The organism is Methylobacterium sp. D48H, from assembly GCF_053345715.1.
The window spans coordinates 169,143-177,599 of record NZ_JBKFAP010000011.1; the positions used below are offsets into that span (position 1 = coordinate 169,143).

At 72.4% G+C, this 8,457-nt stretch carries 6 protein-coding genes and 1 rRNA gene; 3 read left to right on the forward strand and 4 right to left on the reverse strand.

The window, feature by feature from the left end; translation table 11 throughout:
• Positions 1–54: 54 nt before the first annotated feature.
• Positions 55–1,035 carry a hydroxyacid dehydrogenase gene (locus ACLBX8_RS18980; RefSeq protein ID WP_447699770.1) on the reverse strand — a complete coding sequence of 327 codons (981 nt, stop codon included), beginning with the start codon at positions 1,033–1,035 and terminating at the stop codon, positions 55–57.
• 512 nt (positions 1,036–1,547) lie between these two features.
• Here ACLBX8_RS18980 and ACLBX8_RS18985 point away from each other — a divergent pair.
• Both ACLBX8_RS18985 and ACLBX8_RS18990 read left to right on the forward strand, forming a co-directional pair.
• Positions 1,548–3,677: a TonB-dependent receptor gene (locus tag ACLBX8_RS18985; protein WP_447699771.1), complete on the forward strand. Its 2,130-nt coding sequence runs from the start codon at positions 1,548–1,550 to the stop codon at positions 3,675–3,677.
• Between the two features lie 150 nt (positions 3,678–3,827).
• Positions 3,828–4,583, forward strand: a complete 756-nt coding sequence (locus ACLBX8_RS18990) for a hypothetical protein (RefSeq protein ID WP_447699772.1) — start codon at positions 3,828–3,830, stop codon at positions 4,581–4,583.
• A 9-nt stretch (positions 4,584–4,592) separates the two neighbouring features.
• On the opposite strand, the gene metB is transcribed toward ACLBX8_RS18990, so the two are convergent.
• The 3 genes from metB to ACLBX8_RS19005 all read right to left on the reverse strand — a co-directional run bounded on the left by metB (position 4,593) and on the right by ACLBX8_RS19005 (position 7,512).
• Positions 4,593–5,753 (reverse strand): cystathionine gamma-synthase, encoded by a 1,161-nt coding sequence (gene metB / locus ACLBX8_RS18995; protein ID WP_447699773.1) that lies wholly within the window; start codon positions 5,751–5,753, stop codon positions 4,593–4,595.
• Between the two features lie 98 nt (positions 5,754–5,851).
• A complete protein-coding gene (locus ACLBX8_RS19000; RefSeq protein WP_447699774.1) occupies positions 5,852–6,415 on the reverse strand; it encodes a cytochrome b in 564 nt (187 codons plus the stop codon).
• On the reverse strand, positions 6,412–7,512 hold the full coding sequence (locus ACLBX8_RS19005; RefSeq protein ID WP_447699775.1) for a catalase family peroxidase: 1,101 nt from the start codon (positions 7,510–7,512) through the stop codon (positions 6,412–6,414). The genes ACLBX8_RS19000 and ACLBX8_RS19005 overlap by 4 nt, the downstream gene beginning before the upstream one ends.
• An 841-nt stretch (positions 7,513–8,353) precedes the next feature.
• Between ACLBX8_RS19005 and ACLBX8_RS19010 the strand changes: the two genes are divergently transcribed.
• Positions 8,354–8,457: ribosomal RNA gene (locus ACLBX8_RS19010) — 16S ribosomal RNA — on the forward strand; the annotation flags it as partial.

Genomic DNA, 8,457 nt, shown 5'->3' on the forward strand with positions numbered 1-8,457 from the left:
CCTCAGGGTGCGGGGCGGGACTGGAGGCCCGCCGCGGGCAACGCGCGATCGGCCTCACACCCCGCGGCGCCGCTCCCAGACGGCCGGGTTGACCAGCCCGCCCGGCCGCCGGCCGGCGAGGACGTCGACCACGCGGGTCGCGGCGGTCTCGGCGGTGCGGATCAGGGCCGCCCCGGTGGAGCCGCCAACATGGGGCGTCAGGATCGCCCGGGGCTGGCGGGCCAGCGGGTGGTCGACCGGCAGCGGTTCCTGGGCGAAGACGTCGAGCCCGGCGCCCGCGATCGTGCCCGCCTCCAGCGCCTCCACCAGGGCCGCCTCGTCGATCAGGCCGCCGCGGCTGGTGTTGATCAGGAAGGCCTCCCGCTTCATCCGGGCGAGCTGGTCCCGGCCGATCAGGCCGCGTGTGCCCGGGGTCAGCGGCACGTGCAGGGAGACGATGTCGGATTCCGCCAGGAGCGCGTCGACCGAGGCGGCCCGCAGGGCGCCGGCGTTGGCGAAGTCCGCGTCCGGGCGGCTCGGGCCGTAGGCCAGCACCCGCAGGCCCAGGGCGGCGCCGAGCCGGGCGGTCGCCTGCCCGATCGCCCCGAAGCCGACGAGGCCCAGCGTCAGGCCGGCGAGCTCGATCAGCCGGGCGGTGAACTTGAAGCTGTCGTCGCCGGCCCGGACCGAGCGGTCGGCCTCCGGCAGAGCCTTGGCCAGGGCGAAGATCAGCGCCAGCGTCTGCTCGGCCACCGAGACGGCGTTGGCGCCGGGCGTGTTCACCACCACGATCCCGGCCCCGGTCGCCTCGGCCGTGGCGACGTGGTCGGTGCCGGTGCCGTGCACCCCGATCACCCGCAGGGCCGGCGCCGCCGCGATGGCGCGGGCCGGGAAGCCGGTGTTGCGGGTGATGACGGCGACGCAGTCGGCGACCTCGCGCGCCAGCGTCTCGGGATCGGTCCCGCTCGCCGGGCGCGGCTCCAGGCCGGCCGCGCGCAACCGGTCGAGGCCCGCCGTGTGGATCGGCTGGACGATGAGGCACGGACCGGTGATCACAGGGAAAACCTCTGCACTAGAGGAGGGGTGACAGGCACGTTTCGCGCCGGGCCCGTCTAGGCGGGGTGGGCAACCCTGGCAACCGGGCGCCCCGGTCTCCGCCGCGGCGACCCGATCGGACGCGCACGATCCACACCCGATCGCGGCCGGGTCGAGCCCCGCGCCCCCGCCCGGCCCGACGATCCCGGCCGCGCGCCTCGGCCGAAATCCGGTCCGGCCTTTCGCGAAAGCGCCGGCTCGACCGTGCGATGATGGTCGAGGCACTGACAAAGATATCGTTCGGCGTGTAAAGTCAATTTAGAGCGTTCCCAATAGCGATCCCGCAGATCCGTCCTACCTTCGTCAAATAGAATTGTAATTACTCCAAATTCATTTTTGGCACATGTAGAGATATTTGCTGCCTTGCTCCGTGATTCGGAGCCTTCGTCACGACAATGCGGTCCCACGACTTCTCAGTACCTGTTTCCACGCGAAACCGGCGCCGGCGGCGCGCGGCCCGGCCGATTCTCCCGATGGCCGTCCTGCTGGGCTTCGTCGGGTCCGGGCTGCACGCCGCCCGCGCGGAGGAGGCCGGGGCCGGCCGGGACGTCCAGCTCGACGAGCTCTCGGTCGAGGGCGCGGCCGCGCCGCGCGGCCCAGTCCCGGCCTATGCCGGTGGTCAGGTGGCGCGGGGCGGGCGCCTCGGCCTTCTGGGTGATACCGAGACCCAGAAGGCGCCCTTCAGCATCGCCAGCTACACCGACACGCTCATTCGGGACCGCCAGGCGCGGACGGTGTCCGAGACCCTGGTCCTCGACCCGTCGGTGCGCGCCACCCAGACCACGGGGGCGCCGTTCGACTCCTTCTCCATCCGGGGCTTCCCGTCCAACGAGAACACCAGCGGCGAGGTCGCCTTCGACGGGCTCTACGGCGTCGCCCCGAGCTTCCGCATCTTCACCGATTACGTGGAGCGCATCGAGGTCCTGAAGGGGCCGTCCGCCGCCCTCACGGGGGTGTCGCCGAACGGCGCGGTCGGCGGCGTGGTCAACATCGTCCCCAAGCGCGCCGGCGCGGACCTCACTCGCGTCACGCTGGATTACGGCTCGTCCGCCTGGGGCGGCAGCCAGGTCGACGTCGCCCGCCGCTGGGGGCCTGGGCGGGAATGGGGCGCCCGCGTCGTCGGCAGCCTGCACGGCGGCGCCACGCCCTTCGACCGCCAGACCGAGACGACCGGCGTCGGGGCCCTGGCCCTCGACTACCAGGGTGACCGGTTCCGCGCGTGGCTCTACCTGCTGGCGCAGACCGACCGCTTCAACGCGCCGCTGCGCCCGTTCCTCCTGCGGGCCGGCGTGCCCGTGCCGCGGGCGCCCGACGGCCGCTTGAACCTGACCCAGCCCTGGGAATACTCAAACGTCGACGATCGCGGCGGCCTGCTGCGCACCGAGTACGACCTGACCGATCAGGTCACGCTGTTCGCGGATGTCGGCGGCGGGCAGACCGGCGTGGAGCGCTACTTCCAGTCGGCGCCGACGATCCTCAACGGCCGCGGCGACACGACCAGCACGCCGCAATTCTACGCGCTGGGCGTCGACCGGCTCACCTACGACGGCGGCGTCCGGGCCCGGTTCGAGACCGGCTTCATCCGGCACGCCCTGACGGTGCAGGGCTCCGTGTACGACGAGGCGACGGCACGGCGGTTCTCGCCCGGCCGTGGCGCCTACCTGTCGAACCTCTACGCGCCGGCCCTCGTCCCGTACATCGCGCCGATCTACGGCGTCGGCCGACCCCGCCTGTCCGACAGCACCCTGTCGGGGATCGCGGTGGCCGACACGCTGTCGGCCCTCGACGAGCGCGTCCTGCTGACCCTGGGCGTGCGCCGTCAGCGCGTGGAGGCGCACAACTACGTGTCGAATGTCGGCACGCTGGCCTCGTCCTACGACAAGAGCGCCACGACCCCGATGGTCGGCCTCGTGGTGCGGCCCTGGGACTCGGTCTCGCTCTACGGCAACTACATCGAGGGCCTGAGCCGCGGCGACGTGGCCCCGGCGGTGGCGACCAATTCCGGCACGATCCTGGAGCCCTACGTGGCCCGACAGGTCGAGGCGGGCGTGAAGCTCGATCTCGGCCGGTTCGGCGCCACGCTCGGCGCCTTTCGGATCACGAAGCCCGCGGGCGAGCTCGGCCCGCAGGGGCGCTTCGCGGCGACCGCCGAGCAGCGCGTCGGCGGGCTCGAGCTGAGCCTGTTCGGCGAGATCACCCCGCAGGTGCGGGTGGTCGGCGGCGTGACCCTGCTCGACGGACGCCTCGTCAGGACGGCGCTCGCCGCCAATCGCGGGAACCGGCCGATCGGCGTGCCGGAGGTCCAGGCGAGCCTGGGGGCCGAGTGGGACCTGCCGGGCTTGCCCGGCCTGACGCTCAACGGCGCGGTCATCTATACCGGGCGGCAGTTCGTCGACCTCGCGAACACCCAGGCCCTGCCGGACTGGGCGCGCCTCGACCTCGGCCTGCGCTACACGACCCGCGTCGCCGAGCGGCCGACGACCTTCCGGGCCAGCATCCTCAACGTGACCGATGCGCGGTACTGGACCGGGGTCGCCTCGTTCGGCACCTTCTTCCAGGGCGCGCCGCGCACCTACCTGCTGTCGATGGCGGTGGATCTCTGAGCCGGGCCGGCGCGGCGCCGGATCCGTCGGACGGCGCGATGTTTCACGGGAAACATTTTCTTAACCCTGAGGGGCGGCCGCGCGGGACCGGCAAGCTGTTGCAGCGGCGCCGTCGCGGCGCGGCGACGGCCGGGTTACCACCGGTCCACCATGACCACATCGAGCTGGCGCACCCTCCGCAACGTGCAGGCCCGGGCGCGGCTAGAGAAGGCCCTGCCGGCCATCTTCCCGGCGCCGGTCCTGCAGCACGCCCTCGCGCGGCCCCTGATCCCGCCGACGCCGCGGCTCGCCGTCGAGAGCTACTGGCGCAACCACATCCTCCGGGCCGACCGGCTCGCCCGGGCGCTGGCGGCCCGCTCCGGCACGCCCGAGGGCTGGGCGTGGCAGATCGGGGCCGAGGGGCGGGCCGGGAGCTTCCGCACGCCGCCCGCGCCGTTCCGCGATCCGGCCTTCGCCCGCGGGCGGGGCGCCTGCTGCATCTGCGGCCAGCCGGTCTACCGGTTCGGCTGGCACCGGGATCTCTGGGCGCGCGGCGCGCCCAACACCAATGCCGGCTGGCACGCGGCCTGTGTCGCGGCCTGGAAGTTCTGGATCGCGCCCCACGTCCAGGTCCGGGCGCTGAAGCTCCGCCAGCGCCACCGCTGCACCACCACCGGCAAGCGCCTGCTGAAGACCGCCGAGGTCGACCACCTGCTGCCGCTCTACCGGGTCTGGCGCGAGCACCGCGACGCGCCATGGCCGGAGCTCCTCGGCTACTGGGGCGCGCCGAACCTGCAGGTGGTCAACCGCGCCGCCCATCTCGACAAGTGCCGCGACGAGGCGGCCGAGCGCTCCCGGACCGTGCAGCGCGCCCGTTTCCGGGTGGTCGAGGACGAGTCCGGGTTCAGCGTGGTCGAGGAGGAGTGACCGGCCTGGTCAGCCGTCCAGGGCCTGGAGAGCCCGCGACAGGTCGGCCAGCAGGTCGGCCTCCGCCTCCAGGCCGACCGACAGGCGCAGCAGCCCGTCGGTGATGCCCGCGATGGCGCGCGCCTCCGGGTCCATCGCCGCGTGCGTCATGGTCGGCGGATGGGCGATCAGGCTCTCGACGCCGCCGAGCGACTCGGCCAGCGTGAAGACCCGCAGGGCCTCCACGAAGGTCCTCACCGCGTCGCGGCCGCCGGCCAGCTCGAAGCTCAGCATCGCCCCGAAGCCCGCCTGCTGGGCCTTGGCCAGGGCGTGCCCCGGATGCGTCGGCAGGCCCGGATAGTGGACCCGCGCCACCGCCGGATGGGCGTCGAGGAAGGCCGCCAGGGCCGCGGCGTTGCGCTGCTGCTGCTCCACACGGACGAACAGGGTGCGCAGGCCCCGAAGCGTCAGGTAGGCGTCGAGGGGCGAGCCGGTGACGCCGATCGTGTTCGCCCAGGCGGCGAGGTCCTCGCCCATCGCCTTGTCGGCGGCGATCACGGCCCCGCCGATCACGTCGGAATGGCCGTTCAGGAACTTGGTGGTGGAGTGGACGACGAGATCCGCCCCGAGGGCGATCGGCTGCTGCAGGGCGGGCGACAGGAAGGTGTTGTCCACCACCGCCAGCGCGCCGGCCGCCTTCGCGTCCGCGGTGATCCGCCGGACATCGACCACGCGCATCAGCGGGTTGCTCGGGGTCTCGATCAGCACGACCTTCGGCCCCTGGGCCAGGGCCGCCGCCAGCGCGTCCGGATCGGTCTGGTCGACGAAGGCGACGCGGTAATGGCCCCGCTCCGCGCGGAAGCTGAGCAGGCGGTGCGTTCCGCCGTAGCAATCGTGCGGCGCGACCAGGAGATCGCCGGGCCGCAGGCTCGACAGGGCGAGGTCGAGGGCCGCCATGCCGCTCGCCACCAGGACGGCGCGGGCGCCGCCCTCGAGCTTGGCGATCGTGTCGGCCAGCGCGTCCCGGGTCGGGTTGCCCAGGCGCGAGTAATCGTAGGGGCCGGGCTGCTCGAAGGCCGGGAACTTGAAGGTCGTCGACAGGTGGATCGGCGCGATCACCGCACCGAAGGCCGCGTCCTGGGCCACGCCGTTGGCCGCCGCGACGGTACGCGCCGCTAATCCCTCTGACATCGCCTCGTCCTCCACGCAGAGATCGCCCGCCCCGTCCGACCGGGGCGGGCGAGCGTTCTTTATGGAGAACGGATCAGACTTTCAAGAGAACGAGAGGGTCATTTCGGCGGCTCGGTGGTCCTGGCCGGTGTCGACCGCCAGGGCGCCATGCTGGCGAAGACCTCGTCCCGGCGTATCAGCGCGTGCAGCAGCGCCGCCGCCAGATGCGCGAGGATCAGGGCGAACAGCCCGTAGGCCAGCGCGGTGTGGAGCCGGCGCAGGGCCGCGTACAGCATCGGGTCCTGCGGCAGGATCGGCGGCAGGACCACCGGGCCGGCGAGGATGACGGGGTAGCGCGCCGCCGATAGCATCGCCCAGCCGACGAGCGGCATGGCCAGCATGAGGCCGTAGAGCAGGATGTGCGAGGCGTGGGCCGCGCGCTTCTGCCAGCCCGGAAGATCCGTCGGCAGCGGCGGCGGCGCGTGGCGCCAGCGATAGGCGAGTCGGAACCCGGCGAGGACCAGGATCAGGATCCCGAGCGGCCGGTGCAGGGCGACGAGGGTGCCGTAATCGGCGAGGGAGGTCACCATGGCGACGCCGATCAGCAGCATGGCCAGGATCAGCGCCGCCATGGTCCAGTGGAGCAGGCGCGCGGGCCGGTCGAAGCGGTCGGGCTCGGTCACAGGGCGGCTCCGTGGATCGCGGTGCCGGTGACGGCGCTCTGCGTCTTGGCCTCGCCGGCGCGGCGGGTGACGGACTGGGCGTAGGCCGCCGACCGGGCGCTCAGCAGCGGGTCGTCGCTCGGCGCGATGCCGTCCGGCAGCACCAGCGGATCGAAGTTGATGTCGCGGCAGGTGGCGGCGGCCTCCGGCGTCGCCGCCGTGAGGGTCAGGGTCCCGACATCCACCGTCTCGCGGTCGGCCGGCCAGGGCCGCGTCGCGTCGGCGGTCGGGTCGCCGGCCTGGCCGAGCGTGACGATCAGGTGCCAGTGCCGGGGGCCCTGGGCCAGCTGCGCGGCGAGCGCGTCGAACAGGGCGTTCGCGCCGCCCGGTGCGGCCTCGGCCGCCGGCGCCGGGTCGGGGACCATGGCCCAGCGCACCGGCCGGGCGGCGCCGTCCGCGGCGACGAACCGGAAGGCGTTCAGGCTCCAGTAGGTGCTGTCGGCGAAGCCCGCGGTCACGGTCCGCGCCTTGATCAGCGCGGCGGCCTTCGCGCTCTCCGGATGGTCCGCGAAGAAGGCCTTCAGGCGCTCCGGATCCGGCTTGCCGGTGGCCGGATCGGGATTGGCCGCGAGGAGCTGCGCATAGAAGGCCTCGGGTGTGCGCACCGGAAAGACCGGGATGTTGTTCATGCCGGTGCGCCAATCTTCGCCGTCCGGCAGCCGGAAGCGCAGGGCGAGGCTGCGCACGGTGGCGGCGGCGTCGGCCGCGTAGGGCTGGCCGCCGGCCAGCGCCACCCGCCCCTCGACCGGCGTCACGTGTCCCGCCGCGAACACGCCCGCCTTCGAGAGGCGCGCGCCCGCGCCGCTGCCCGTGAAGCGGCCCGCCACGCACATCCCCTTGGCGTGGTTGCGTCGGAAGCCGGGATGCGGCCCGTTCACCTGCTCGAACCGGTCGATGATCCGGGCCGGCGTGAGCTGGCCGGGCGAGAGCCAGCCGCCGGCATACGCGAAGGTGCCGGCGGTCCCGGCCAGGGCCGCGCCGATGGCGGACAGGCGCAGGAGCAGGGCGGTCCCGGTCATGCCGGGGGACGCACCCGTGAGATCGTGCAGCAGCGTCATCGAGTCCCTCAGGATCAACCGCGATCACGCCTCTTCGCGCGCCCGCCGCGATGGTTTCAGCCGGTGCGGGTCCCGCGCAGCGCCGGGGGAGCGCCCGCGTCGACCGGTGGGGGTGCGGGCCGGCGAGCGGGCCGGCCGACCGCGATCCGTGAGCCGTGCGTCCCGGTCGGGGCCGCCCCGCGCTCGGCCCCTTGCGCAAGGCGGTTCGGGTCCTTAGATCCGCCTCATCGGTCACGACGGCACGCCGTCCGCCGGAACTTCCTCAGCATTACCAGCCAGCACCGATCCTTCGGGATCGCGACGCCGTCGGGCGCGAGCGCAGGCTCGACCCGGACCGGGTGCGTGAGGGAGTGTCCATCGTCCAGCGCCGCACCGAAGGGCCTCCGGGCCGTTCCGCGTCGCGCTCTGTCGACGGAGGCACTGAAATCCGGTTCGGCCGGTTCGGTTCCGTCGCCGGGGAAAAGGGTGGTTGACAGGAAAGTCCGGGGCAGCTTATACGGCGCCTCCCGACGCGGTCCGGAAGAAAAACGGGGCGGGTTGGACGGACTTACCGAGATTTAGAAAAGTAGATCTGGCGAAAGCCGAGGTACTTGACTTCTTCTCAGCCGGTAATTACGAGAGTGATTGCTGATCTTTGACAAGTTGGAATGAGGAAGGGAGACGCGGGCGGCGTTTGTCCTTGCGGCTAGGTCTTAGGACCTGGCGTGAGTAGACTTGTGCCGATCTGTTGTTCTTCTTTCTGAGCTCACCGACGGGTGTTCTGGCGCTGTGAAGCGTCTGGATGCTTGGTCGATGTGAGGCTCCGTCTGAGAATACACGTGATCGGCCAGATCAATCTCTTCAACGTGAGAGTTTGATCCTGGCTCAGAGCGAACGCTGGCGGCAGGCTTAACACATGCAAGTCGAGCGGGCCCTTCGGGGTCAGCGGCGGACGGGTGAGTAACG